The sequence below is a fragment of the Burkholderia sp. Ac-20353 genome, from assembly GCF_017104785.1.
In the GTDB taxonomy this organism is placed as follows: Bacteria; Pseudomonadota; Gammaproteobacteria; order Burkholderiales; family Burkholderiaceae; genus Burkholderia.
In genome coordinates, this window is sequence record NZ_JAAGPL010000008.1 from 41,309 (window position 1) to 65,732 (window position 24,424).

The 24,424-nt window shown below is 58.6% G+C and carries 21 protein-coding genes; 7 read left to right on the forward strand and 14 right to left on the reverse strand.

Features of this window, described 5'->3' with window-relative positions; genetic code table 11:
- Window positions 1-4: 4 nt before the first annotated feature.
- Window positions 5-355: a hypothetical protein gene (locus tag G3N94_RS03925; RefSeq protein ID WP_205790788.1), complete on the reverse strand. Its 351-nt coding sequence runs from the start codon at window positions 353-355 to the stop codon at window positions 5-7.
- A gap of 215 nt (window positions 356-570) precedes the next feature.
- On the opposite strand from G3N94_RS03925, the gene G3N94_RS42175 reads away from it, so the two are divergent.
- Both G3N94_RS42175 and G3N94_RS03935 read left to right on the forward strand, forming a co-directional pair.
- Window positions 571-1,437, forward strand: a complete 867-nt coding sequence (locus G3N94_RS42175; protein ID WP_241021562.1) for a hypothetical protein — start codon at window positions 571-573, stop codon at window positions 1,435-1,437.
- Between the two features lie 7 nt (window positions 1,438-1,444).
- A complete protein-coding gene (locus G3N94_RS03935) occupies window positions 1,445-2,194 on the forward strand; it encodes a zeta toxin family protein (protein ID WP_205790789.1) in 750 nt (249 codons plus the stop codon).
- A 185-nt stretch (window positions 2,195-2,379) separates the two neighbouring features.
- Here the strand turns inward: G3N94_RS03935 and G3N94_RS03940 are convergent, their stop codons facing one another.
- The 10 genes from G3N94_RS03940 to G3N94_RS42180 form a co-directional block, all read right to left on the reverse strand.
- Window positions 2,380-5,007: a hypothetical protein gene (locus G3N94_RS03940; protein ID WP_346778641.1), complete on the reverse strand. Its 2,628-nt coding sequence runs from the start codon at window positions 5,005-5,007 to the stop codon at window positions 2,380-2,382.
- Window positions 5,008-5,017: 10 nt separating this feature from the next.
- Window positions 5,018-6,049 carry a hypothetical protein gene (locus G3N94_RS03945; protein WP_205790791.1) on the reverse strand — a complete coding sequence of 344 codons (1,032 nt, stop codon included), beginning with the start codon at window positions 6,047-6,049 and terminating at the stop codon, window positions 5,018-5,020.
- On the reverse strand, window positions 6,046-7,005 hold the full coding sequence (locus tag G3N94_RS03950) for a hypothetical protein (protein WP_205790792.1): 960 nt from the start codon (window positions 7,003-7,005) through the stop codon (window positions 6,046-6,048). The genes G3N94_RS03945 and G3N94_RS03950 overlap by 4 nt, the downstream gene beginning before the upstream one ends.
- A 92-nt stretch (window positions 7,006-7,097) precedes the next feature.
- Complete coding sequence (locus G3N94_RS03955; protein WP_205790793.1) at window positions 7,098-8,123, reverse strand: GTPase-associated system all-helical protein GASH; 1,026 nt, start codon at window positions 8,121-8,123, stop codon at window positions 7,098-7,100.
- Window positions 8,120-9,499, reverse strand: a complete 1,380-nt coding sequence (locus G3N94_RS03960; protein ID WP_205790794.1) for a metallophosphoesterase — start codon at window positions 9,497-9,499, stop codon at window positions 8,120-8,122. Before G3N94_RS03960 ends, G3N94_RS03955 begins: the two co-directional genes overlap by 4 nt.
- A gap of 1,891 nt (window positions 9,500-11,390) precedes the next feature.
- A complete protein-coding gene (locus tag G3N94_RS03965) occupies window positions 11,391-13,742 on the reverse strand; it encodes an EAL domain-containing protein (protein WP_205790795.1) in 2,352 nt (783 codons plus the stop codon).
- Window positions 13,743-14,273: 531 nt separating this feature from the next.
- On the reverse strand, window positions 14,274-15,359 hold the full coding sequence (locus tag G3N94_RS03970) for a hypothetical protein (protein WP_205790796.1): 1,086 nt from the start codon (window positions 15,357-15,359) through the stop codon (window positions 14,274-14,276).
- A gap of 515 nt (window positions 15,360-15,874) precedes the next feature.
- Window positions 15,875-17,536: a Na/Pi cotransporter family protein gene (locus G3N94_RS03975; protein WP_205790797.1), complete on the reverse strand. Its 1,662-nt coding sequence runs from the start codon at window positions 17,534-17,536 to the stop codon at window positions 15,875-15,877.
- Window positions 17,537-17,654: 118 nt separating this feature from the next.
- The gene (gene phoU, locus G3N94_RS03980; RefSeq protein WP_205790798.1) at window positions 17,655-18,362 is read right to left on the reverse strand and encodes a phosphate signaling complex protein PhoU; all 708 of its coding nucleotides are present in this window, start codon (window positions 18,360-18,362) and stop codon (window positions 17,655-17,657) included.
- Between the two features lie 80 nt (window positions 18,363-18,442).
- On the reverse strand, window positions 18,443-18,853 hold the full coding sequence (locus tag G3N94_RS42180; RefSeq protein ID WP_241021563.1) for a hypothetical protein: 411 nt from the start codon (window positions 18,851-18,853) through the stop codon (window positions 18,443-18,445).
- 336 nt (window positions 18,854-19,189) lie between these two features.
- Between G3N94_RS42180 and G3N94_RS03990 the strand changes: the two genes are divergently transcribed.
- Together G3N94_RS03990 and G3N94_RS03995 are read left to right on the forward strand one after the other, a co-directional pair.
- The gene (locus G3N94_RS03990; protein WP_205790799.1) at window positions 19,190-20,365 is read left to right on the forward strand and encodes a hypothetical protein; all 1,176 of its coding nucleotides are present in this window, start codon (window positions 19,190-19,192) and stop codon (window positions 20,363-20,365) included.
- A 94-nt stretch (window positions 20,366-20,459) separates the two neighbouring features.
- A complete protein-coding gene (locus tag G3N94_RS03995; protein ID WP_241021564.1) occupies window positions 20,460-20,840 on the forward strand; it encodes a hypothetical protein in 381 nt (126 codons plus the stop codon).
- Window positions 20,841-20,920: 80 nt separating this feature from the next.
- Here G3N94_RS03995 and phoU (G3N94_RS04000) read toward each other — a convergent pair whose 3' ends face one another.
- A complete protein-coding gene (gene phoU / locus G3N94_RS04000; protein ID WP_205790800.1) occupies window positions 20,921-21,628 on the reverse strand; it encodes a phosphate signaling complex protein PhoU in 708 nt (235 codons plus the stop codon).
- 525 nt (window positions 21,629-22,153) lie between these two features.
- On the opposite strand from phoU (G3N94_RS04000), the gene phaP reads away from it, so the two are divergent.
- The 3 genes from phaP (at window position 22,154) to G3N94_RS04015 (ending at window position 23,561) form a co-directional block, all read left to right on the forward strand.
- The gene (phaP, locus tag G3N94_RS04005) at window positions 22,154-22,504 is read left to right on the forward strand and encodes a TIGR01841 family phasin (RefSeq protein WP_205790801.1); all 351 of its coding nucleotides are present in this window, start codon (window positions 22,154-22,156) and stop codon (window positions 22,502-22,504) included.
- A 183-nt stretch (window positions 22,505-22,687) separates the two neighbouring features.
- Window positions 22,688-22,885 (forward strand): hypothetical protein, encoded by a 198-nt coding sequence (locus tag G3N94_RS04010; protein ID WP_205790867.1) that lies wholly within the window; start codon window positions 22,688-22,690, stop codon window positions 22,883-22,885.
- 463 nt (window positions 22,886-23,348) lie between these two features.
- Entirely contained in the window at window positions 23,349-23,561 is a 213-nt protein-coding gene (locus G3N94_RS04015; protein WP_205790802.1) for a hypothetical protein, read from the forward strand.
- Between the two features lie 20 nt (window positions 23,562-23,581).
- Here G3N94_RS04015 and G3N94_RS04020 read toward each other — a convergent pair whose 3' ends face one another.
- Window positions 23,582-23,881, reverse strand: coding sequence for a hydrogenase maturation factor (locus G3N94_RS04020; protein WP_205790868.1), 300 nt, complete (start codon window positions 23,879-23,881; stop codon window positions 23,582-23,584).
- A gap of 67 nt (window positions 23,882-23,948) precedes the next feature.
- A complete protein-coding gene (locus G3N94_RS04025) occupies window positions 23,949-24,371 on the reverse strand; it encodes an NUDIX hydrolase (RefSeq protein WP_205790869.1) in 423 nt (140 codons plus the stop codon).
- Window positions 24,372-24,424: the final 53 nt, after the last annotated feature.

Below are 24,424 nucleotides of genomic sequence, written 5' to 3' on the forward strand. Positions count from 1 at the left end.
ACGATTACTGATTTTGTATGGTGGAAACACCATTGTCTGGTCGCATCACGGGGTTTCCCGCATGCACTACACACTTGAATGTGATCGAGGCCCCGCCAGCGCTTTGCCCGGCAATGACGGGCCGCACATTCTGCGTAACCATCTCGAACTGCTTGCCCATGCCAGCGCAGAACTTGTTTCCGTCCATCATCAACGTCCCCGCAACAGACCCTGGGTCGCCGAAGATACCTGCTGAGTTGATCTTGGATGAGAAATAGGTGTCAGAACCGATTGGTGTTGGCGGGGTGCTGCCGCATGCGGAAAGAACCAGCACGCAAGATAAACCACACCCCAGCCTCAGCATCTTGTTTTTCATACGACCCCGTTGTAAGTATTCTTGGTGCGAAAATTCTACAGCGGGGTTTGTGACCGAGGAACTTGATTTTCCGTGCGACCCCAATTTCTGCGATAAAGATAGTTATGTCAAATATAAAGGCGCCACAGGCTACCCTAGCCAGCTTACGCTTTCGAGGCACTTAGAGCCGGGTCATCAGACCGGATATCGATCCGATTTGTGGTGGGAAAATCTGCTTGGCGGGTAAAATACTCAAACAGGAATGCGATGCGTGGAGGTCGATTGTGCCTGGAATTAAGCGAGTAACGACGGTGACGCGCAAGTCGGCAAAAGCGACTGCTGGCAAAGTTGCACCGGAAGGCATGGCGACGAAACGTGCTAGCAAGAGCGCGGAAGTTGTCATGGCTGCGAAACGTGCCAGCAAGGGTGCGGATGTTGTTGTACCAGCGAAACCTGCTAGCAAAGCCGCAGAAGTTGTCGTGGCCGCGAAACGTGCCAGCAAGCATGCGGAAGTTGTCGTACCAGCGAAACGTGCTGGCAAAGCCGCAGAAGTTGTCGTGGCCGCGAAACGTGCCAGCAAGCATGCGGAAGTTGTCGTACCAGCGAAACGTGCTAGCAAAGCCGCAGAAGTTGTCGTGGCTGCGAAACGTGCCAGCAAGCATGCGGAAGTTGTCGTACCGGCGAAACGTGCTAGCAAGGCCGCAGAAGTTGTCGTGGCTGCGAAACGTGCTAGCAAGGCCGCGAAAGCCGTCGTGGCTGCGAAGCACTCTAGCAAGGGCGCAGGCAGCGGCGCCCTGCTGGTCAGAGGCGCGGGAAAAGGCGTGCTGTCCGTCGTAGAAGTAAAGTTTGGGCACGTCTCTGTTTCGGTGCAGAAACCGACCGAGGCCAATATTAAGCGCGCGGTCACAGCCAGTAAAAAAGTGGCGAAAGGTCTCGGTGAACGGCTAGTTAAACCAGGGGTGACTTTGCGTCATCCACCTGGAGTGCCTGTGTTCACGGCCGATCCGCTCGACCCACAAAGAGTTGTCCGCCGTCTGCACGGGAAGGTGGAGCGGGGCCACTTCGTCAAGGGGCAGTTCAAACCAGAGAAATCCCCGGCCTAGTCTACGTATGGCACGAAAAACACCAATACAAAAATCAGTAAATGACGTCGTTAAGCTGGCGGTCGCCTCGGGCAAACCGCTCGCCATTGTCTTGGCAGGGCACAACGGTTCTGGCAAGTCGACCATGTGGTATGAGCATGTTGTGGATGACATCCGGATTCCGCTAATTAATGCTGATCGAATGATGTTGTCGATTCTTCCAGAAAAGGACAGAAAGGGGCTACTGCGCCCATGGGCACAGGCCTTGCGGGACACTGACACAATGTGGATGCAGGTCGCGCAAAAGGGGGTTGAGAGCTTTGTCGCACAGGCAATGGCCAATCAGGTTCCATTTGCAACGGAGACGGTCTTTTCGCATTGGAGAGCCTTGCCTGGTGGGGGACATGAGAGCAAGATTGATTTGATCCGCAACCTACAGGCCGCGGGCTATTTCGTCGTGCTCCTCTTTGTGGGATTGAGCAGTGCAGCGCTTTCCTTAGGACGCGTGGCCACTCGGGTGGCCGCCGGTGGGCACGATGTAGGCGAGCAAAAAATCCTCGCGCGGTTCCCACGCACGCAAAAGGCCATCGGTGCCGCGTTGACCGTAGCGGACGCAGCTGTGCTCGTCGACAACAGCCGCGATTTAGCGCGCGCGTTCACCCCGTGTTACGTTCGAACTCAGAGCGGCGTGTTATTTGATATCCGCTCGGAAGGCAAGGCTCCTCAGGAAATCACAGCGTGGCTAGATGTTGTGGCGCCTCAGGTAAAAACTGCCTAGTTCGTTTGAGCGATGATGTGTTTGCCCGTAGTGGTCTCCGTAATTTCGTGTGTGAGGCGGGTTGAGACCCAGCTCCGATGTTGAATTGCTCCCGGTAAAGTAACGTGTGATAGCCGTGCGTTGAATCAATACCCAAAGTACGCCGACGGCTTCGAGCATACGCGCCGAGACAAACCACCATTCATCTATTCACTAGTCGATTTACGAATCTCTGAAAGTGCCAACTGTATCGTTTCGCGCCACGGCGATTGGATTTTTCCTATGTCGCGCTCAATCGCTGATATGGCCGAGCGTCCATGGGGAGAGCGAGCGACGACTCTGAGGATGCGGGGCGCATCGCCGGCCCGCACAGCAGCCAAAGCTATGTCAGTAGCAAGCCATTCCGAGCCTGAAAACCCTGTGGCTAGTTCTCGACGAGCAGTCTTGCAACGGTCCCAATCAACAAAAGGAAACATGAGGAGCGAAAAGAAATCTGGGGTGCGCTCCTGTTGCAGTCCGTAATATACGGCGGGAAAGGCAGCGGCGATTAGTGCCGATGCCGGTTGGCAGCGTTCGCGCATGGCAAATGGCAAGAGCGCCGCAGACGCCCATGCAAAGGCAGGACGATTTCCTTCACTCGCATCCCATATCAAATGACCTGCAGCGTTCGCTCCCTCGTAGGACAAGTCGAGATGGTGCCTTTCAATGATTCCTTCGGCGATCGCTTCCGGGACATCGACAAACTGAGCCCTGATAGCGGGCGGTGCACTGTCAAAGAGGATAAGGTTCTGACTGGCGATGCTGGAAGGCACACCGACGAATAAGCCGATTTGGATGGCCTTTGTTGCATCTAGACTTTTCCCCGCCGTTTCGAGCAGATGTTGCACAGCGGTTACGCGAAACGCTCCGGTCTCTCGGCCGAGCACAGTGTATAAGCTGTGCGCGGCCAGTTCTGCCGCATGCAGTTCCTCGAGGTGGGGAAGAATTTGTAGCAAAAAGGCTAAGCCTTCTTCTGTTTCCAACGGTACATTCCCGGCGATCTTGGCCAAAGATGTCTCGCTGACATCATCGAAATCACCCACTACCGCTCGGACTCGCGACAGCAGCCCGGAAGCCGAGAACAGGCGTGTCAAGGTGTGGCTAGGCGCAATATCGATTAGCGTCAACAGAAGCGAACGACGGCGTGTACGATCGAGAAATGGTTGGCCGACCAGCCATCTAACGTCCTCCTCCGTCGGCTCAACGAGATTTGTCAGCATCGCGTCGCTTGCTGGGGATCGCCGAAGCGAAGCAACGAAATCGCGCACAAGAGGCACAGCGCCAGCGTGTTTTGCCTCATCTGCGAGGACAGCATTGAGACTCTGCGATCGCAGCCCGGTGGCGTCATCCAGCCGTTTGATCTGAGCAATAATATCTGCCCCGCTCATACCAGACACGAGGATTCGGAACGCTTCCGTATGTCGCTCCCCGGTCATATGGCGCAGGAAGCGCCGCTGTGCGCTTTCCAGCATCTTCGGGCCTGTGCCCTCGAGACCCGCCGCCACCTGCCTATCGAGGTCAACATCCTCGCTTAGGATTTCTTCCGCAAGAGGCGGGCTGGCAAGCATAAGTTCCAACAGTTCGGTCGGCTTGAGTTCGGCAAGCATTCGAGCAACATCGCACGTCTCGGCTCCAGCTAGCCCATCTCCAAGCGCGCCCAAAAGTAGCTTTTGACCGCTTTTGGCAAGGATAGTTGGAACTACCCCGACAGCGTCTTTGGGGCGCTGGCGCGCGAGAGATATTGCTGATGACCTTATCGATTTGGCGACGGACAATCGAAGCTTTGAGTTTCCAACCTTGCTGGCCAGAGCCTGCAAAAAGCCCCATGCATCTCGCGGAGGCATTGTGGCTACGGCCGTGGCAGCAGCCGACGCAAGAGCAGGCCCCAAGCTGCCCACAAGGTAGGTGTTCTTGGCCGCTCTCGTATTGGCAATGTCGAGCAGCCCTAGCGCGGCGAGTGGTTCAGAAGCCACTTTCCGAAATAGCTCGTCCCAAAGAAGGGAAACTCGCAACGTGTCCTCACGTCCCTGCTCATCCCCAGCCATCTCTCCTAGGACGTCGAGCCCACGAAGTGACGGATTTTGCGAAAGGAAAACCCGATCAACGATAGATGTCGACCATCGATGTCGGGCTGCAGAGGTGCGTCGCCCATCGACGCGACGCCCCTTCCAGTCAGAGAAACGTGACCTCGCCTCAACTGGAGCAAATACAAGATCGAAACTTTTCCTTGCTATCGAGCGAGGTGAATTGCAGAAAGTTGAGAGCGTAAAATTACGGCGATATGACGGCCAGATGGCCGTGAGCAATCGAAGGGCGATGACCTCAGGCACTTCCGCCCCGAAGACTGCCACAGGCATCCGCTCTTCGAGAAACAGCGCCTCCAGCAGCTCGGTGCCAATTCCTTCGACCCGCGGAAGTCGCTTGACCGGTTCCTGAAGCTCAAAAATCGGTTCGGTCGGACCGGCCGGCCCCGCTGCTGAAACTGCTTGGGCAAGCGTAACGGGTTCATTCAGGGTCATCCAGACCTGCATTGGTATCAGCAGGGACCTCGTTCGCACACAACCTGCCCGGGGTGCGCTGAGATCCTGCCACGTCCGAGCGAACACGTAGTGAGAACCGCTCGGTAGCGGATAGCAGGTCAGATAAGGCGAAAAGCGTTCATTAGGTCCCAAAGGACCCGCGACGTCAGATAGTCTGTCCAACAGGTTCTGGTCTTGCGCAGGCAGGCGCACGGACGTGGACAGGAGTTCATGTCCATGCCGGTATCCATGTAGTTGCTGTTCGATGACGATCACGAACGGTGCCTCAATCCCCAAGTGCCCAAGCGAGAGGTAGCGTCACGTCCGGATCCTCAACCATGACACCACTCCTCATCACAGCGGTATAACCAACCTCCGACAGGTCCCGCCCCTTCAACGACTGCCGAAATTCGAGCGTGCCTTTCAGGTTGCCGCCGACAATTGACATCCCGAAAAGTTCGATATCCAAACGGCCCGGCGTCTGAACTCGACCCGCAAAAAGCGGGAATTCCTTCTTGAGATATTGCATCGGCCCAGCCGCTTTCGCAGCAGCGTCAAGCATATCCCACGCCGTCACGACGACCGCCACCCTCGGCCGCGAACTATCAGGCCGATCTGACAGCAACAGCTCCAGATACCGCAGCAACTCGCAAAACCCGATCTGCGCCGGCAGCTCGGGGGCTTCCGGTGGCACGTGGGGTGCTGGCTCGCCCTTCTCTATTAATGCTGCGTCTGCGACTGGCTCAGCGGCTATCGCAACTGTCGGCGCGGCAGCGACCGCGGGGCCGGCAATCGGCCCAGTCGCAGGGTCTTCAATCTCATCATCGTCCTCGTCGTAGTCTTCACCAAGCCCATCGTCCATCGCAGCCGCATGCATTTGGAGGATGTCGCGCGCAGTGACCCAATCCATCGGCTGTGCATTGAGCTTAGTGTGAGCTCGGAGAAAGAGAATTGCCGCGGATGATCCTCGGAAATCGTCAATCCATTCTTGGGGCAGCTCGTAGGTTTCCACTGCCCGCTTCCATAACTCGCCAGTGATATCTGGAACGGAAATGTTCTTCAGTGGACCCGTGCCGCCATTCCCGCGCACCTCGATCACGAAGTCACGACGCCCGTCTTCTATGTTCCGATCCGACCTAGGCGCAAACTTCAGTGCCATCAGATGGCGCACCGCATCGTCGACATACTGGATATTCGTGGGCAGATGCTCGGCGCGCAGTGCGCCTTTCCTTGCCCTGAAGGCAAGCCAGAGCCGGGCGATATAGTTCGTCTTGCCAGACCCTGGGCCGCCAACCAGCATTACCGATCCAGAATTCATTGCTGTCCCCTGAACGCCAATAGCGCGCGGTCATCCTGGTCAGCTTTAGTCACTGGCCAGAACACGTGAGTCCGTTTGGGTGGGCAGATGGACCGTTCCACCAGTTTGGCGACTCCGTCGCCCGGCCGCACAGCGTCGTTCCACGAGAAAGATGCAATCGGCGCCATCTCGATTTCGAAATCCAATCTGTTTGCAGTTTTTGAAAGTTCGGCAAATTCGATCGCCGGGAATGCGTCCGCATCCCGCCATGTCGGAACGAGCAGTATGCGCGGTCTGTGTTCTCCGAGTAGGCCCGCTAGCCGCTCGAGGAGAATACTAGCCCGGTACCGCGCGTATGCGACGCGCTCGACGTTGGCGAACTCGCGGCCGTCAACCATGAACCAAATTGCGCTTGACGACTTCAAGAATGCCAGGCGCCCAAAGTTGCTGAGATCGATGAGTTCTTTTGACCATTCTCCGGGTAAATCGGGCAAAAGGAGGTCGAAGAGCCTGCCATCGCTGTCGCGCCTTAACCGCAGGTGCAGGAACCCTGCCTCCCGATCATCGGTGAGCGTCGTATGTGCCGTAATCTGCTCGGGCGGGTTGCCCTTCACCCACAGCCGGCTCCCCCGCGCGATCTCTTCGAACGCTCTTAGCGTAGCGCTATCGGCGAAGCTGAACCCGTCAAACTCGCCTTTCGCGAGCAACAGGTAAGCGCTGACAAGGCACGCTGTCTTTCCGGCACCGGGCAGACCAACGATACCAATCATGCACGTCTGCCTCGCCTCCATCATAGCGTTCGCCTTGTTGAGGTCGAGCGTCCTGCTGGGTGGTAGCGTAGGAAGTTCGATCGGCGCCTCTAGAACCGCCCCTCCTACCTCGAGAGGCTGCGCGACATCCGACGACGATTCGTCGCCATCGGGATCCGACTGGTCACGCTCATCGTCGTCGCTCGTAAGCTCGCCTTCCGCCAACAACGGACGGTGCGTACATTCGTCCGGAGGATTCCCGCGGACGCACGCCTTCGTCAGATTGAAGGTGCAGGTCGCGTCTTTGCAAGGCCCCCGCATCATGTTGTGCCACCCAGTTTATCCTCGAGGTGAATGATGGCGGCCTCCAGTAAGGCGCGAGCGCCCCAACCCCGAGCATCGAGTGATACTGACGACTCTCGCAGCTTCGCGTCGGCCGGCAGCGCGCTGATCAATGGAAAGACCGCCGGATGCGCCATCGCCCACGTACCAGCGAAGCCGTCTGCCAACTGTGCCTTGTCTTCAGCGAGCTTTCCGACGAGACTCTCCAAGGTGAGCGATTCGGACTCACCTATTTGACGAAGAACAACGTGGCGATGCCCATCGCTTGGCAAACGGCGAAGCTTCGATGCCCCTTCGATTCCGACAGCTATCGCTCGACTGAAGGGAGCCTTCTCAACAAGCGGGCAGTCGAACAGACCGCTATGGTCGCCAAGCGCCCACCATAGGAAGTCGATTTCTTCGCGATCAAGATCAGCGTTTTCCTTGAGCGCTTTGATGACCGGCTCCGTCGCTCGCTTGTACGCAGTTTGCGCTCTTGATCCGACAGGTTCTTCGGGGATAGTGAGTTTTCCGACGTCGGGTACTTGCTGCCTGGCTCTTGCCTGCTTGGCAACAGTCCGAACTCGGTCCCGGCACGCATCCAGAAGATCCATGCGCAACCCTTCGACATGGGCATTGTCGAAGGGAGGCTGCAATGCCAAGCCCGACCATAACGCCGCTGCCAATACATCCGGAGTTGACCATCCGCGCGCCTTCAAGGGCACAGCGCGAGCCAGATCCAACGCCGCGACAGCTGCACAGACCGCTCCCTGCAGTTCGTTGCCGGACATCTGGAATGCCGGGCTTTCGTCACTGATCGCCTTCTCAACGACCACTGAAAAATCCGGGGGAAGCGGGATCCCCGCCAAAGCGTCAACCAGCGCTGCTGCAATAGCTATCGCCTTGCGCGAGTCGAGCGCGCAGAATTCTGCGCACAACTTCGCAACAGACCGGTTGCGTGCCGCCACGTCTGCATCAGTCGGTTCCGCCCAAAACATCCGGGCATATTTGGCCATTATGCTCATTGTGTGTCTCCGCGCCTTTTTGCGTCAGCCGTATCGAGTCGTTCCACGATTGCCTGAGCCTTCCCTTTCTTGATTAACATCCTGAACAAACGACGCTCCATCGAATGATCAAGCCGCCCACAAAACTCCGGCAGTATCGCCCCAAGTTCCAAGAGCGCCTTCAATCTTTCGCCTTCAGTCAGTTCTTGGAAGAATCTAAGTTGGAGAAGTCGCTGGTCCACCGTTGGAGGCGGCTGAACATCGGGCGCTGACTCTGCCGGATCGGTCGCGCTGACCATCACGTCAGCCGGTGATCCGATTGCGGATGCAACGACAATCGGTTCAACCTCCAGCGCTGAGTCGGAAACTGACTGATCCGAAGGTTGTGTGACGTTCGGTCGTGGAGCGCGACGGAAGTTCGGAGAAGCAAGGACCTGCCGCTCGTCTCTTCCGTCCATAAACGCATCGTCGCGCCTGAAACGCGTCAAGTTGTCATCCCACGTCCGCGGATTAATCGTCACTGCGAGCGCGTCAGCCCCCTCATCCCATTCGAAAACGAGAATGTTGTACTTGTACGTGTAGTTCTCGACCACCTTTTCCGGATTCGTCGCGCCAGCAGCCAGCATCAGCAAATCGCGCCCAGCCTCGACGGCATCGACGTGTAGCTTCGGAAAGTGCTCGTGACCGGAAATCAGGACGCGCGCACGATTGCGAAGATAATTGCGGGCCTTCCCGGAGTCCCGGAACCAGTTGAGCGGGTGGTGAACCAGGACGATGATCTCCACCCCGTCCTCCTCCGGCAGGACTTGTTGCCGCTTGCCAAGGATCAACTTCCCCTCATCGTCCTTGCGAGAACAGATGAGAGCCGAATTCAGACGCACAAATTTAATACTTCGGCCCTTCGCCAGCTCGACGCGACCCCCACTGGACATCTGTCCATTGAGATCAAGCTCGCACTCGTAGTCCAACGCAAAGTTGCGGTAAGCCTCGAACCGTCCATAGAGAAAATCGCACCCCTCCGCGCTATCTAGAAGTCGGTCAAGAAAAGCATCTCCATTTTCACGAATCTGTGCCAAGACGCACTCAATCGGGACAGAGATTTTATCCCTGTCGATATCATGATTCCCCGGTACCATCTGGACGTTGACCCGCTCGCAACCAATAGCGTCAGTCAGTTCGCCCAGCCAGTGGGCAGCAATTACGTATTCGCCTTCCTTTCCCGAATACGCGATATCGCCGGTTACGATCACGCCCGAGGCCTTGACCCCGAGCTTCGCCACTTCCGCGCGTGCATCCTCAACCAGACACCGCTTAGCGTCGTTGTTTACTGCGAAATCGCCACCGTTCTTTTCCTGGCCAAAGTGGATGTCGGAAAGGTGAACAAAAATTGCTTTCAATCTGCCCCCAGCGCCCCGATTATCTCCTCGCGAGATCATAGCAAAAGGAGTGAAGGAGTTGGGGGGAGCAGGCCCGGGTTTCCTCCAAACATATCGCGCCCGCGTTGTGTCGGCGGCCACTAGTCCGCCCTCGTCGCGCCGCTATGGAGCCGAAGGGATCTGCCAAGCGAGGTTTCTGCAATGCCACAATAAGCGCTGCCGTGTGAAACATTAGTAGTCTGCGTCTCGTGGCAACTGGAAAATATCCTGCTAAACATCCAGCATCAGCCGGAAAATATCAGAAAAATCGAGCGCATCTCGATCAAAATACTCCCGAACAACCAATGCATATTTAGAGCTGTCCTTGAAGCTCAACCCGACGCGAAGGGCGAATGGTGCTGCGGCACAGATCTATGCGGAGCCGTATGATGTGGAGGTGCCAGGACAGGCAACGCCGGCCCGCTTCGCGCATCTCCGATGCGAGCGCAAGATTGGTTAATGAAGACGTTGCGGCAGAGACTCATCGCATCGAATTGCCCGTTATCTCCAGGTCGGACGCCACCTTCATAGTTGGCCGCCACCTCTGCTGACGAGGCCAACGACGAAGCATCCGTTGAAAGGCTCAATGTTGTACAGAAAACATTCATTGAGACTGGCCCAGAAACCGTCCCAGCGCAACTTGGGGTATTCGTTCGAATCGTGCGAACTCTGGCGGTGACCGCTCGCAGAGGCGCTTACTGCAAGCCTTTGCGGCCTCACGGCCTTGACGAAATTTGCTGATTTACAAGTCGTTGAATCACAAGATATTTTGTGTCAAAACCGCCAGAAAATGCACGAAAGGTACAACCGCACACGCGGCTGCCCCGCTGTGCGCGATCGAAATCTGTGGATAAGTTGCTCCAAGGTAGCAGTCTGTGGGAGATTGCGCCGCGCTCGACCGGCACGATGGCCGCGCGTCGATCGCGTGCGCGCGCGCCGATGCATGGTCAGCAGTTGGCGACGGGCAACCGCGATGATGTTCGCTGAGAGAGATGGGGCATGGCCCGCTATTCGAGTTCGCTGCAGGCGACGTCGTAGCAGCGCTCGCGGTCCCAGTCGGGATGATGGGCCTTCAGGATGCCGACACGGAGGGCGATTGCTTCAGTGCGATCGGTGGCCACCGTCGACACGCGCACGGGTCGACGGCGCTGTAGGCGCTGTGCGATCCCGGGGTCCCCTTGATTTTGATGCAGTTTGCCGGGGTAGACCGATCTAGCTGCGACAAGGGTTAGCGCTCCGCCCCCCAAACAATAATCAATCAAATCAACCACTTCCTGACTGGTCTTCCCGTCGTTCCGACGTGCCAATTTGACGTTGGCGAGGCCAGATCTGAAGATCTGCGGACGCAGAGAGAGCGTTCTCTGCTCCCTTCTGGCTGTAATCGTCCACGGATACGGTCGCGATGGGCTTCAGAGGGTGGACGCCCAGTATCCGATTGGTTTCGCATCGAAACCGTAGAGATCCAGTACACGGTCGGCGGAGGGACGGGCGTCGACCAAACTGATCATCTTCAGTTGGGATGATGCCGCGCGGCCGGTTGGACAGTTCTAAAGAGTATCCCACGCCACCGCCCGGCTTACCTTGCTCTTGCAGCGGCGCGCGGACATGTTCGCGCTGCGCGTTTCAATTTCGAAACGAAGCCAAGGCGTGAAAAAAGCGGCGTGCGCGGTCGGCTTGACAGTGAAGCGCTGCTCGCTCGCCGGACACTCTCAGTCTGGCGCACGCACCGGCCCGAAAGGCGCGTCTCGCCCACGCGAAAGCCGAATGCCTGGTACGCCTTGCTGGTGGCCCACTTGGCGGTCGACCAGTTCCACACGGTCGCACTCATGAGCGGCACGAACTTGACAAGCGCCGGGTTGTTTTCCGTTGCCCTTCAAGCACTTCCAATGAACCGCTCGAATGCGTCTGCGGTGACGGGACGCCCCGTTAGATAGCCTTGAACGAGGTCGCAACCGCTGTCAGCGAGAAATGCTTTTTGCGCCTCCGTTTCGACGCCTTCGGCGACCACGCGCAAGTTCAGCGATTTGCCGAGCTTGATAATGGCGTCGACCAGCAACAGACCCTGGGCGTCTTTTCCGAGGTTACGAATGAAGGTCCGATCGATTTTCAATTTGTCGACGGGGAAATGATCGACATAGTCGAGGTTCGAATAACCCACGCCGAAGTCGTCGAGCGCGACGCGCACGCCTAACGTTTTGAGCGCACTCAGCGAGGACACGGCGTTCTCGAGGTTCTGCATCATCATCGTCTCCGTGATCTCGAGTTCGAAGCGCCGCGCGGGTATGCCATGGCGATCAAGGGCCTCGGCGATCATCGCCTGAAAGCCTTCTTCGCAGAGCACGCGAGCCGAAACGTTGACGGACAAAACGAACTCCTGCGATAGACAGTCGCTGCGGATCCACTCAGCGAGCTGCCGGCACGCCCGGTCGATCACCCACGCATCGATACGCGCGATAAGCGACGATTCCTCCGCTAGCGCAATGAAATCCCCGGGCGAAATCAAGCCCCACTTCGGATGACGCCAGCGTATCAACGCTTCGGCGCCCGTCACGCGCCCATCGCAGAGCGCCACCTGCGGCTGGTAAAAAAGCTCGAACTCATCCGTGGCGCGGGCCTGTTTCATCTCGTGACGCAGCTGCACCTTATCGCGGCGGTCGCTTGTCGATTCTTCGTCGTATGCGCGAACGACTCCGCCACCTGCAGATTTCGCCTGCGCCAAAGCGATTGTTGCTTTGCGCAGAAGCTCATCCGGCTCATCGGCTTCGCTTGCGCGATAGGCCATTCCGATGCTTGCGTGGACTTCGAGCCGCATACTCCCGGTCGCGAAAGGCGCCGCAATCTCCTGTTGCAGCCTGCGCAGAGATGCCTGCATGCCTGCGACGCGTTCGTCTTCGAAGACAACGAGAAACTCGTCTCCGCTCATACGCGCAATGAACCCGTTCCCGTCAAATTGCGCCTGCAAGCGTCGCCCAAGCTGCGCAAGCAGCTCGTCTGCCTCCGTGTAACCCGCGATCTCATTGATCTCTGCGAATCGATCGAGATTGCACAGCGCGACAGCGAGTGACACGCCGCGCTGCAGTGCCTTTGCAGCCGCGTGGTTAAGGTAGCGTAGCCCGGAAAGGCGATCCGGTAAGCCCGTCAGACCGTCATACCCGAGGGGCATCGAATCGGGCTCACCGTCAGCGCCGTCGGTTTGCCGATTGCGGTGCGCGCCCGCAGCATCCTGTAAGAACAGAATGACTTCGTCATCGTACGGGCAGATTGAAACGTTTACATGCCGATTGAGTCGCGGGCAGTACGCGTCGACGGATTTCGGCGCTTGTGTGCTCATTGACTCGAGGCTCGCTTGATAGATCTGCGTCGACTCGGAGCCCGGGATCGCCTCCCAAAAATTCTTCCCGGACAACTCGCCACTTCGCACGCCAAGAAACTGTTCCGCAGCTGCACTGACGGAGGTCACACGCCACTGCCTGTCGAGGACGAGAACGGAGTCGCCCATCCTGTCAAGGAGGCGCTGCGTGCGGCGCGCCGAGGCGTCCAGTGCCTGCTTGTTTGCGAGTCGTTCTTCGGACAGCCGCTCCACGAGTGCGCGCGTGCGTGCCTGCTCTTCGCGACGGATGCGCCAACGCTCGCAGAATGCATAGGTCAACTGGCGAACCTCGGTGACGTCGAACGGCTTGCGCAAGATGACGAATCGATCTGGATGCACCAAGCGCTCGAGCATCTGATCCCACGAATCATCCGCATAGGCCGTACAAAAGACGACATGCATTTCCGGGTCTATGCTCCACAGTGCCTCGGCAGTCTCGACACCGTCACAGCTCGGAGGCGTGCGCACATCGACAAAGGCCATCGCATAGGGGCGTCCCGCATCCCGGGCTTCGAGCATGCGCTCGACGGCAACGCGGCGGTCGCCCACTCGGTCGACCGCGAAACGGCGTGGCCGGACGCGTGTCGGCGGCTTCACCTCGCCGAACAGGCTGGTCTCAGGCGACGCGAGCCGCTCCAGGCGTTTGTGTTCAACGGGATTCAGGATCTTCTGATAGACGTCCAGCATTTCGTGGCTGTCGTCAACGACAAGGATACGGGCACTGTCGGCATCCCCTGCCGAACCGGTCTGATCGCGACGATCGTCGTCGGAACGGTTCCTCCCATCGTCGCGGACGTCATCCGGGAAAGTGGGTGCGAAGGCGCGACAACTAGCGTCTGGATGCGGTTCATGCATACGTGAGTCGACGATCGTGATTGGCTTTTTGCGGGCGAAGCAAGGGACAAGCTCGTTTCAAACGCAACGCCAGCGAGTATATGGAAATTCGGCAAATGTTTCCTTATCTAACAAAGCCGGCTTCGCGCCATATGAGCGGTCTGACGGCGTGCTTCGCGCCTCGAGACACCATGAGTCCAGCGGTTTTGGGCGCTGAAAACGTATACATTAATTATTACGCGATGCGCAGCAAACCCAAGCCGCCTCGTTATAAGTCGTCCCCGCGAGCATTCTGACGGGTAACAAATTACATGAGGCAACGACGCGGCCAAGATAATTGTCGCCGTCTAGACGCTCGCTCGGTAACAAAAAAACTGAGTCAATGCGCTCGATTACGCCGATCATGAAATGGCTCGAATGTGCCGATCCGTGACACCGGTGGAGATGATTGTCGCGCCCCACCTTTGCCCAACCCGAACGACAACGTGCGGCTGGCATGCATTGACCGATGGACGTCAGCGTGCTGCCGTTGTCAGCGGAACTGGAGCCAGTTCATTCCACCACGAGTTGTGCCGCGACCCCTGCATGGTCTGACGGCCACAAGCCGCTCGCGGTCTTGCTCGCCTGACTCGTCCCGAACAATGCGATCCTCTGCACATTGACGTTACCCAGAGTCAGTATCAAGTCCGATCTCTCGTATAGCTGGGATACGGCGTTATTCACGAGTTGCGTCTGGCAGCACGTGAATCCGGGAAGGAGCGGATAAGTCACCGACCAGGCATCCTGATAGCCGGCGGCAATGAAATCCGTGTAGGTGCTGTCCTGCGGCAGCGGAGCGGCTTGCGCATTGGAATCCATCGCCAGGATCACCTGCTTCTGTGTATTGGCCGGACCGGCACGCAATTCGCCGCCTTGAAGCTCACGAATATGCGGGTCCACCGATTCCAGATGGGTGCCAATGAAGCGGAACACCCTGTTGTTGAACTTGGCATCCACGGAAACCCAGGCCCTTGGCAACGGTATGGTGCCGATCGGCGTCGCGAAGGAAGTATGGGCCACGAACGGCGCCGACTGCGGATTGGACCATTGGAAACGCGACGGTTCCAGATCGGTTCGGGCGAGAATCGCGATCTGATTGGCGACCTGCACGCACAGGAACGTGGAAGGCAATATCAGTCCCGGTGTCGGCGGAAACGCATACTGCGTTGCCTGCGCAGCGACGAGATAGTGACCTCCCTGAGCGGTCAGCGCATTGAGCAGTTCCTGCACCATATCGAATTCCACCGTGGTCGGCCCGCACGTCAAGGTGGACGTATTGATCGGGCCGGAAGACCACTGGTCCAGCTCCTGCAAGCTGACCAGCGCCGGGCCGGCCGCGATGATCTGCTTCGCCAGCGCCTGCATGCGCTCGGCGGGATTGGTCGCGCGCACCTGGGTGATCGTCTGTCCCACGGCGACGAGAAATTGCTGGGTTCCCGATGCCCGCGCCAATTCCAGGTAATCGGTACCTTCGTCCGCGTTGTAGGTCATCACCCGCAGATCGCCGCCCCCAAGCGAGAGCGATTGTGCATATACGGCTACGGGGAAGCAGGCAATGAGCAGAAGCAGACCGGCGAGCCAACGGCGTAACGGTTTCATCGCAATCGTCCTTTTTTCATCACACGTTCTTGATTTTTTCCTAGTGTTCGGCACTTGAACCCGGCACGGTAAGGCTCGGCCAGGCAGGCTCGCGATTCGATTATCGAGTCGGTACGGAGCAACATTCGTGCTGACGTCGACACGACAAGGGATTACCGGTCAGTGATCGCCGTGGGGAGGCGATTTCCAGTCGAATTTGTTGCACGGCTGAAACGGTGCCATCCGACGGCAAACGGACTTTATGGCGGGCCGCCGAACGTGAACTCAAACAAGTCCGCTTGGCGGAAACTGTCATCGAGCCGGACCGGACGGGAATGTGTTGGACGCGTCGACAACCGTCCGTCACGTTGGGCATGCGGACGCTCCCGTCGCAGCGCGTCGGCCAGCGTCGGGCGATCTGCCTCAATGACTTTGGTCACTTTCACGAAGGATCGCTGCACGATTGCCCAGGGTTAGGCACCGCACATGCTCGTCATGCTTTCGGCCTCGAGGCACCGATGAGCGGCAAGCCGGGACTACATCTCATCCGTGGCAATCCGGCTGGGCAACAAGGATCCGGTACGCTCAAGAATTGGGTAGGCGGCCGCGGCCACGATATGCGAATTGATGAGCGTCATGTCTCGGAGCAGATCGAGATGCAGCGCGCTCGTCTGCGCGCTATCGAGGCTACCGGAGCGCAGTCGGTCAAAGTGTGCCGCTGTCGCTGTCGATTCCGCCTCCCGGAACGTCACCTTCTCGTCAGCCAGCATGCGTGCCATACGTGTGTCCTCGGTCATGAACAGCGACGCTGCCGTGCGCAGATTGGCCGTCAGGCGGTCCAGCATGGCCAGTAGTTCGGCTTCCCCTTCCTTCGAGAACGCAAGCCCGCGCTTCAGGCGCTTTGTGGCGTGCGGGAGCAGATTCAGATCCACCACATCGCCAGCTTGCTCGAGGTTGATGGCGAAAGTCAGGATCTCGTGCAAACGCCGATGATCGTTTTCAGCGAGTTGCTCGGTGTCAAGCGAGCTCAGGTAGGTCTTGATTGCGGTATTCAGACTGTCCAGGATGTCGTCGCGCTGGCGGGTCTCCGCGATCAGCTTACGATCACCAAAGGCCAGGACTGCGCGGGTACCTGCCAGCATCTCGCCGAGCACATCAGCCAGTCGAAGTGCCTCACGTGCCGCGTTGCCGAGCGCCACCATCGGAATTTGCTGCGCGGCCGGATCCAGGTACAGTGGCCGCGACGGATCGGTGGGGTCCGTGCGCTGCGGCAACAGCCGCCCTAACAGTCCCGCATATGGAGAAAGGACTGGCAGGAAAAGGCAGGCAAGAATCAGGTTGAACAGCGTATGAAAATCGGCCACCACCCGCGCATTGTCCGGCTCGATCACAACCATGAAACGACCGATCGGCCCGAGCGCCGCGAGCGCCAGTACGACGCCCGCTGCCCGCGAGAGCAGGTTGCCAATCGGCAAGCGCTTCGATGCGGGGTCGGCTGTCGCCGTTCCCTCCAGCACCGGGTTGATCGCGGTGCCGAGATTTGCGCCCAGCACCAGTGCAAAAGCAGTATCAGGCGGCACGACGTTCTGCGCACACAGCGACATGATGAGCAGCACGATCGCGACGCTCGAATGTGCGGCCCAGGTCAGCCCCGCGGCCAGCAGCACGTCCACGAGGGGCACGGTGGATGCCGCACCCAGCAGCATGCGAAGACTGGGTGCATCCTCGTAGTCCGTCATCAGACCAAGCAGCTGGTGCAGCGCGAGTAGCATCAGGCCCAGGCCGATCAGCACACGTCCCAGGTCGTGTGCACGCGTATTCGATACCTTGCGAAACATCAGCACGCCAACGAGTATCAGCGCAGGCGAGACCGCCGCAACATCGAACGACAACACCTGCACGATTAGTGTGGTACCGACATTTGCGCCGAGCATGACAGCGAGCGCCGGAACCAGTTCGACATGCCCGCCTGCGGCAAAGCCGGCGGTCATGAGCCCGGTCGCTGTACTGCTTTGCAATACTGCGGTGACGCCCAATCCAGCCAGAAAGGCGCGCAGTCGCCCATGCAGGGCCCGCCCGAGCAGGGAACGCAGCCCGGCACCGAGGGCACGCTGGATGCCGGTCTGAACCATATGGGTGCCCCACAGCAGCAGCGCAACGGATCCGGCCAGATCGATCAGTGTGAACGTAAATGTCATGACCCAGAGCCCTCGATGCCGAGCGATTGCTCATCTGACGTTGACCCAGGGGCGTGCCCAGTATTCCCGGACCACGGGTCCTTACGGACCTTGATCGGTCTTCCTTGCTGCCCGGTGCTCAATCACGCAGTGCTTCGCGCTCAAGTTGCTCCTTGGAAAGGTGGCGTACGTCCGTGCCCTTGGCGACATAAATGACGAGCTCCGCCAGATTCGTTGCATGGTCTCCGATACGCTCGATGGCCGACGCGATGGACAGATAGTCCAACGCAGAGGTGATGCTGCGGGGATGTTCGGGCATATACGTCGCGAGCTTGCGCACGAAAGCGCGGTATTGCTCGTCGATCGCTTCGTCCTCGCGGACAATCTGGGCGGCAGCGACGACATCGAGTCGAGCGAATGCATCGAGTGCGTGATGGAGGATGGCTGCCGCCAGCTGACCGGATAACTGGATTTCCGCTATGTCGATAGTCTTGCCCGCATCGTCATTCGCGATCCGTCGAGTCCGCTTCGCGATCTTGTGTGCTTCGTCGCCAGCCCGCTCGAGATTGGTAATGGCTTTCGAGATCGCCATCAGTAGGCGTAGATCGGATGCCGCCGGCTGGCGCCGCGCGATGATGTTGCCGCACTCCGCGTCAATTTCGACTTCCATCGCATTGAGTCGATGCTCCACGGCAATGACTTGATCGACCAACTCCAGGTCAAAGCGGCTGAGGGCCTGCATCGCATTGGTCAACTGCGACTCAACGAGCCCGCCCATCTCGAGTACCTTGGACGAAATGTGGTGAAGGTCCGTGTCGAATTGGCTGGTGATGTGTTTGTCTGACACGAGAAGTTCCTCCTTAACCGAAACCAGGAGCCGGGCGGGGACGCTTCGCAAGCCCCTGTCCGAGCAACCCCAAGACCGATCTAACGCGATTTTGGTGGCCGGCCAGTCTTGACTCTTTCGACCGCCGATACGGCTTCAAGCAGGTGCTTCTGCGGAGCGGACGCCAGCAGAATCAGGGCAGCCCGAAGCAGCTCGCCCTTTTTCACCGATACGCCTGCGTCGAGACACCGCTGGATCAGCACCGTAATTTTCTCGTAGTCCGAGCGCGGCATCGTGAAGGTGTCGCGTACAACCTTCTCCTTCGTCAGACGCTCCTTGCCATGCGGAGCAATGTTCGCGGAATCTGCCTCAATATGCGCTGTTCGCCTCTTTCCAGGTTTCGCTGGAGCGGATTGCCTGTCGGCAGCGGACTCCGGTATTTCCCTGTCACTTGCACGCTTGCGCGACGAGGGGACTTCCTGGCCTTTTTCCCTGGTGGCCCGGTGCTTCATAGTTGTTCGCAATCTTGACAATACTGTACAAACAGTATAGCTATTTTTACATCAAATGAATTCGGCAATGGCCTATACGGGGGCAGATCCCCCTTGCGGCAAAGCGTTTCAATTCTGAAACGCATTCGGTTGATTTTTCCATCCTCACTCCCTGCTTAACCTCGTATATCCCCGCAAAGCAATGAATTACCTAAGCGGGAACGATACATGCGTGGCAAGTGCTGTCGACGATGCGCGACCCATCCTGTTGGACCAGTAGTCGGGAGGCACGGGACCGGAATGTCGAACAGTGGAAGCTGATGGCGAGATAACAACGAATCATTGAAGGGGATTCACTTGCGCAATCCATTTGGCGCCTTGCTGCACTTGTGGGCACGACATGCGTGTCGACTGGCAACGGTGATTGCGGCCCTGGCTTTCGCCGCGGCGGCGCCAGACACCCACGCCCAAGAGAACTCCACGCCCGTCATGGACGGAACCTACCTTTATGCGGCAGTGCCGGGCGTCGGAAACCACTTTGAGAAAGGCGGCGACGGGATAGTCGTGTTCGACGTTGATCATGGATTCAAATTCGTCAAACGCATCCCGCTGCCGACCCTGCGAAACCGGCCGCCGGAGCTCGCCAAGGGCATCGTCGCAAGCCTGGCGACGCGAATGCTTTATGTCGCCGAGACCAACCGTTTGATCGCACTCGATCTCGAGACCGACAAGCTGTTGTGGATGCAGGCATATGACGGCTGGTGTTGCGATCGGCCGGACATCTCCCCGGACAGTCAGATCCTCTATTTGCCCGCGCTGGATCATCCCGCCTGGAATGTCGTCAGCGCACTCAACGGTCAACTGATCACCGTGATTCCGGCAGCGGCACGCAGCCACAATACGGTTTTTTCTCCACGAGGCGATCGCGTCTATCTGGTGCCCGAGAGCCCGACTATCTACGTCGCGGATGCGAGACGCGCCCGTATCGTCGGCGAGATCGGCCCGTTCAGCGGGCGCGTCCGACCGATCGTGATCAATGGCGCGGAGACACGCGTTTTCGCCAGCGTGAACGGCCTGCTCGGTGTCGCGGTCGGCGATCTCCAAACCGGCAAGGTCATCGCCGAAGCGAGGGCCCCGAGCCAGTACCCATGTCTGATGGACCATCACGATCACAAGGGCGCATGCACGCACGGCGTGGCACTCACCGCGGATGAACGGGAGGTATGGGTCGCCGACGTGAACGCCTTCGTGCACGTCTTCGACGCGACGAGCACGCCACCCAAATACGAGAGGTCCATCGCTACACGCACCTCCGTCGGTTGGCTCAGTTGCAGTATCGACGGACGGCGGATGTACCCGTCAAGCGGCGACGTGATCGATATCGCCAGCAAGCAGATCATCGCCCGCCTGACTGACGAAAACGGGCGTGCGCTCGAGAGCGAGAAGCTGCTGGAAGTCAAGTTTGCGAAGGGAAAGCTGGTCGCCGTGGGCGATCAATGGTGCAACGGCAGGGTCGACAGGCCGCCGAGGTGATGCCTGTCTGATAAAGCACCGCTCTTGCCAAGGTGAAGGCGACACTCGAGCGTCCACATTAGGGTGGGCATGGTGCGACGTGCCCGCCAGCAGCATGCAGGCGCTTGCCGGCGGCGTTGAGGCGGGACGGGTGACTGCTGTCAAGGCAGGGCTATGCCTGCGGGGCATCTACACTTCGGTTCCGTCTGGCGCCGCACTTGCCGGCGGATTCCGCGTGTTTCTGAGGCCCGGCAAGGGCGGTGGTACGGTGGAGGCTCCAGCAACTGCCGGCGGGTATGTCGTGTATCTCGCCATCGATCTCCCAAAAGTCAGCCTGCCGGGAGAAGGCCGGTTAGCGCAGGTGCCGGTGCGCACGGACGACAGGAATCCCATCGGAGCGCTGACGGAACGGCTCGACAAGGTGTTCACCGGCTTGAAGTGGCTTGCTGCGCTGGTCGTAATCCTGGTTATCGTGCTTCTGATCAAGGGGCGGTGACAACCGGCGAGCCCGGGTCTGCGGATCAAGTTCTGGCTAATTCAACCGACCGCTCGAAGTCGCCGCGTCGTCAGCGAGCTTTATTGGCGCAGGGCTTCTTGCTCGATTTGCTCGCGTGGCATGTGCCGGACATCCGTTCCCTTAACGATATAGATGACGAGTTCCGCCAGATTCGTCGCATGGTCACCGATGCGTTCGATGGCCGATGCGATGGCCAGATAGTCAAGCGCGGCGGAGATGACACGCGCATCCTCGGCCATGTATGTCACCAACTTACGCATGAATCCGCGGTACTGGTCATCGATCGCATCGTCTTCGCGCAAGGTTTGAGCGGCGGCGCTGGTATCGAGGCGTGCGAAGGCATCGAGTGCATGGCGCAGGATGGCCGCGGCCAACTGACCGGACAACAGAATTTCTGCGATGTTGATCTTCGTGCCGGCGCTCTCTTGGGCAATACGGCGGGTCTGCTTCGCAACCTTACGCGCTTCGTCGCCGGCGCGCTCGAGATTGGTGATGCCCTTCGAGATCGCCACCAGCAGACGCAGGTCGGATGCGGCGGGTTGGCGTCGCGCGATCACGTTGCAGCACTCGGCGTCGATCTCGACTTCCATCTCGTTGAGCCGATGCTCCGTGGCAATGACTTTCTCGACCAGATTCGAGTCGAAGTGGTTAAGCGCTGCGATCGCATCATTCAATTGCGACTCAACGATGCCCCCCATCTCGAGAAATTTGGACGACAGGTGCTGCAGCTCCGCGTCGAAGTGGCTGGAAATGTGTTTGTATGGCATGGAGAACTCCCGTCGACGAATCGACCGGCAATGTCATCGTCGTTTTTAGTTCGGTGACTGCCCGCAAGAGGCAACCGCCCGTGCGTCCGGGCTGCAGGCGGCGACCAAGAAACTTGGTTGCATCATTGTGGTCAGAAGAATGCGTCACTGTCTATCGCGACAAAGATTCACGGCTTCGACATCAGCGGGGCACAGCTCGCTGGTCGCCCCTCAGCGCGATCGACGTCTTGTGCAGGAACGACCGACGCCGAGTGGATTGTTGGGTGACGGACGTCGGACGATCCGAGCCTCCTGTCGTTTCGCATCTCTGTTCAATCGGTGCGACTGGGAACGTTTTGGAACTGGGGCATCTACTTACAGGGCGGCACCCCCGATTCAATCATATCAAGTTATGATGTTTCCACTAAATGAACATTGTGTTCTGACGGGAAATAGTCGGGGATGCCCAGCTTGCCCTTGCCGCCCGCGTACCTTTCCGGCGGGCAAATGCAAGGTCTGCGTCGAACCACACAAGGGAGCGTACGAATGACGGGTTCCACGCCGGATCAACTGGTTGCGTCAAGCAAAGCCACTGCGGTCGCCATGTTTGCGCTCGCGAACCAGGCGTTCCAAGGTTGCGAGCAAATGATCCAGCTCAACCTGCAGGCGGCTCGACAGGCGCTTGCCGAAAGCCGGTCATATTGGTCTGAAGCGCTGTCGTACCAGGCGCCGGAGCAAGCCATCGCACACCATACGAAGCTCTTGGAGTCGAGCACGAAGAACACGTTGTCGTATGGCGGTCAACTTGCTGCCATTGCCTCGAACAGCCACGCGGAATGGTTGAAGATCGTCGGATCGCAAGTCGAATTTCATTCCCGCAGCCTTCCGCGCTTCTAACCGTCTTGCGTGGCACACACCGGCCCGCACGGGCGTTACGACGAGCACGCTGACTGCGTCGTTTCAGCCGCGGTCATTGACCTGCGTCGCGTTGTTGTTGGCACCACAGCGATGTGGTGCCGCCATGTGTCGGCGCATGCATCCCTAACCCGAATGTTTCGATGCGAGGCCCCTATGCTCACGATGCTAAGCCCGCACGAAATCACCACGTTGATGATGGTGTGGGACGCCCCGGATCAGATTGGATCTGACCGCGAGGAGCTTTTCACATTACTGGAGCGCCAACTGATCGCCTTCGATCCGTTGGCGTCAGATGATCGGCATATTCAGGTGACGGCTGAGGGCCGTGCCGTCCTGAAAGCGGTCTCGCGAATTCGTTAAGCGGAGCTGGCGATTCGGCAACGCCCGCCTGGTCTATTCAAGCGGGAGGGGCCGCGCGATAATCGACCGTCACTCTCAGACTCGGTGGGGGTCGCCGTTCGTCGCCAGGACGGGACACAATGACGGAGGCAACGATGGACGGATCATGGGTTGGAATGGTGATCGGGACGTTCGTGCTGGCCCTCGCGGCGATCGCTGTCGCGAGCCACTATCGGCGCGAGCATCGTCGTGCGGAATTGCTCAGAAACCTGGATCACCACGACTGGTGTCGATTTACACATGCTCATCGAGCCGGCTCAAGGGCAGTGAAACGATGAGACGGCGTTTGCTGACAAGAGGATTCAAGGAGTAGAAACCGGCAACACGCTCGATGCCCGTATTGCTGGTTCCACTCTCTCCCCATGGCTTGTCGTAGGTTTTTTTTACCGACATGATCGGAAAACCACCAACTACGGGGGGCGATATGCTGAATCTTGACGAAGTACCGGCTGGGCCGGTCTGGGGGGTGATTGCAGGCGTCTTATTGGTGGCTGCTGGAGTCGGCCTTGGACTCGCCTCAAAATTCGTGAGTGGCTCCGGCAAGTTCGATGAGTCCTTGGCCATTAGCGCCACGATGTTCGGCGTACTGCTCGCCGTGTACGCCGGTCATGAAATGATGCGCAAAAAGCGACGCTGAACGGAGCAGGCGCCACTCCGCTAGTTCCGTGATGGCAGATCGCACATCGAGACGCTCAGCAGCAGGTCATCAACGATGATCTGTCCTGCTGCGCGCCCCGCACGCAACGCGTCCAAACTTTCGGCGAACGGCTTTCCATGATCGCCTGCCAGTCGAACCGGAGTGAAAAGTAGCGAAGACGTGTCGGCCATCCGGACCTGCACAACGGCAACGTATCCCCGACTGCTGTTCGCGGTCTGGGTGCAGGCGTCAGCGAGGCCGATATCGACTTCGCATCGCACCTCAATCGTGTAACCGTGATAATTGTACGTACTGTTCATCGGCGCCTCGACATGTTCGGATTGACGTTGCAGTCGGCTCATCCAATCCAGGTATCCGATGGTTACGTTATCGGCCCGGAGACACATCTTCTGCGGTCACGCGTGAACGGTTATACAGAAGCTCGACGATCTGCAGGGTGGGCACACTGGTCGGAAGCGAATTCACCTCGAAATGTCCGAACCATCGACATCGCGTGATCTCCATGCCCGGTTGCGGTTTGGCGTGCATCGGGACGTCGGCCAAAAACACATGGTGCAGCTTCGTCAATCCCCCGAACTGAAAAACATAGGTCAATTCCAGCCCGATTAAACCCGTTTCTTCCTTGAGTTCACGACAGGCTGCATCAAGGGGCAATTCGTCAGACTTAACGGTGCCACCCGGCAATGCCCAACGCGACGCGGTACGCGCCACGAGCAAAACTTTCTGCCCTTGACGGCAGACGATGGTGGCTCGCTCTTTGAGATCGGGCGTGCTTGATCGAGGGGACATGGCTCTGGTTACGTTGCGAGGGACAATGGCCAAATTCGGGCCGGACGGATAGT